At 49.4% G+C, this 2062-nt stretch carries 1 protein-coding gene and 7 tRNA genes; all 8 read right to left on the bottom strand.

Annotated features, from left to right (window positions below; all coding sequences use genetic code 11):
* Positions 1–53 precede the first annotated feature (53 nt).
* The 8 genes from EIZ48_RS28050 to EIZ48_RS28085 all read right to left on the bottom strand — a co-directional run bounded on the left by EIZ48_RS28050 (position 54) and on the right by EIZ48_RS28085 (position 1993).
* A tRNA-Asn gene (locus EIZ48_RS28050) sits at positions 54–129 on the bottom strand.
* A 94-nt stretch (positions 130–223) separates the two neighbouring features.
* Positions 224–299 (bottom strand) — tRNA-Phe (locus EIZ48_RS28055).
* 63 nt (positions 300–362) lie between these two features.
* Positions 363–438, bottom strand: a tRNA-Thr gene (locus EIZ48_RS28060).
* A gap of 45 nt (positions 439–483) precedes the next feature.
* Positions 484–559 (bottom strand) — tRNA-Asn (locus EIZ48_RS28065).
* Positions 560–599: 40 nt separating this feature from the next.
* Positions 600–675: transfer RNA gene (locus EIZ48_RS28070), tRNA-Phe, on the bottom strand.
* Positions 676–801: 126 nt separating this feature from the next.
* The gene (locus EIZ48_RS30015) at positions 802–1437 is read right to left on the bottom strand and encodes a glutathione S-transferase N-terminal domain-containing protein (RefSeq protein ID WP_160658671.1); all 636 of its coding nucleotides are present in this window, start codon (positions 1435–1437) and stop codon (positions 802–804) included.
* 309 nt (positions 1438–1746) lie between these two features.
* Positions 1747–1822: transfer RNA gene (locus EIZ48_RS28080), tRNA-Asn, on the bottom strand.
* Positions 1823–1917: 95 nt separating this feature from the next.
* Positions 1918–1993 (bottom strand) — tRNA-Phe (locus tag EIZ48_RS28085).
* Between the last annotated feature and the right edge of the window lie 69 nt (positions 1994–2062).

Below are 2062 nucleotides of genomic sequence, written 5' to 3' on the forward strand. Positions count from 1 at the left end.
ACTGATTACAAGTCAGTTGCTCTACCTACTGAGCTAAGTCGGCACACTAAATGTGGCTCCCCCTGCGGGACTCGAACCTGCGACATACGGATTAACAGTCCGCCGTTCTACCAACTGAACTAAGGGGGAATTATATAGTGCTCGGGGACGGAATCGACCGCGCCCGGCTAGGGACCGACACATTACTGCAACGCAGTAACAGAAATCAATCTCTAATTATATATGGTGCCTCGAGGCGGAATCGAACCACCGACACGAGGATTTTCAATCCTCTGCTCTACCGACTGAGCTATCGAGGCAAAAGTAAAAGCGGTTAGGCTTTAACTTTTGCAATGCTGCTTTATGCAACAATTGCTAAGAAATGGTGCCGACTACCGGAGTCGAACTGGTGACCTACTGATTACAAGTCAGTTGCTCTACCTACTGAGCTAAGTCGGCACACTGTATCTTTTACGCTTCAAGCCTATGGCTCAAAACAAAATTTGGCTCCCCCTGCGGGACTCGAACCTGCGACATACGGATTAACAGTCCGCCGTTCTACCAACTGAACTAAGGGGGAATAGCTTTTGTTGCTTGCACCATTGTTCAAAAAAGAAGAATGGTGCCTCGAGGCGGAATCGAACCACCGACACGAGGATTTTCAATCCTCTGCTCTACCGACTGAGCTATCGAGGCAACGGGGCGCATTAAAAAGGTTTTCAGCCTTTGCGTCAACGATTTTTTGATAAAAAAAGTGCAACCTTTGTTTTTTTACGCTGATTGCTCGTATTTTGAACTTTGTCGTGTGGTTCAGGGGGGATATTATCGCTGCGTATTGTCAGCCAAGGCTTGCTGCTCTTGGCTTAATGCACGCAGCAAAGCCGGTCGCCTGCTCATGTGCTGACGGTATGTTTCAAGCCTTGGCGGGAGTTTTTGATCGAATTTGACCGCCCAGTTGAGGGTGTGAGTTAGCAAGATGTCGGCAACACTAGGAAACTGTCCGGTGAGGAATTCGGTATCGGGCAACCATTTTTCGGCGGTTTGTGCCGCTTTTTTAAATTCCCACTTTGCCACTGAGATCATCTCTGGCAGGCGTATCTGCTTGGGGAGGGCAAAGCGGTGCTTTCCCATCGACCAAAGCGGTTGCTCCAGTTCGGTAATGATGAAACTGATCCATTCTAACTGCTTTGCCGCCTGCGGTGTTGCGGGTTTGGGAAGCCAGTGTTTGCCATACTTTTCTGCCAGATAAAGGCAAATAGCCGCTGATTCTGTGAGGGTCGTTTCGTCATCTTTAAGGGCCGGTACTTTTCCCTGAGGGCATATCGCCAGGTAATCGGCAGATTTATGCTCTCCTTTGGCAAAATCAATCAAGTGGTATTGCCACTCGAGCCCGAGCTCTTCCAGTAGCCAGGATACACGTAACGACCGGGTCCGAGGGTAACCGTATAGGGTGATCACTCTGTCTTCCTTGATAATTCATGAGGATGCATGAATATAAACGTAGCCTAAAACAAGCAGCCAGCACAAAGTTCCAAGATATTTTTACGATTTACAGGAGAGAGGGGAGAGGCCAGCCCTGCGACAATTAGCGCAAAGCGGTAACAGACAGACATAAAAAAAGCCTCGTCCGAAGACAAGGCTTTCTTTAATGTGGCTCCCCCTGCGGGACTCGATCGGGGCGGCCTTCCGCCTGTGACAATGATTGCGAAGCAATCAGCATGGCGCAGATAAAGAAAAACCCCAGCCTTTCGGCTAGGGTTTTCAATGTGGCTCCCCCTGCGGGACTCGAACCTGCGACATACGGATTAACAGTCCGCCGTTCTACCAACTGAACTAAGGGGGAATTATATGGTGCCTCGAGGGCGGAATCGACCGCGCCCGGCTAGGGACCGACACATTACTGCAACGCAGTAACAGGAATCAATCTCTAATTTTATATGGTGCCTCGAGGCGGAATCGAACCACCGACACGAGGATTTTCAATCCTCTGCTCTACCGACTGAGCTATCGAGGCAAAAGCAAAAGCGGTTAGGCTTTAACTTTTGCAATGCTGCTTTACGCAACAGTTGCTAATAAATGGTGC

Source organism: Photobacterium alginatilyticum (assembly GCF_009910675.1).
GTDB classification, from domain to species: Bacteria; Pseudomonadota; Gammaproteobacteria; order Enterobacterales; family Vibrionaceae; genus Photobacterium; species Photobacterium alginatilyticum.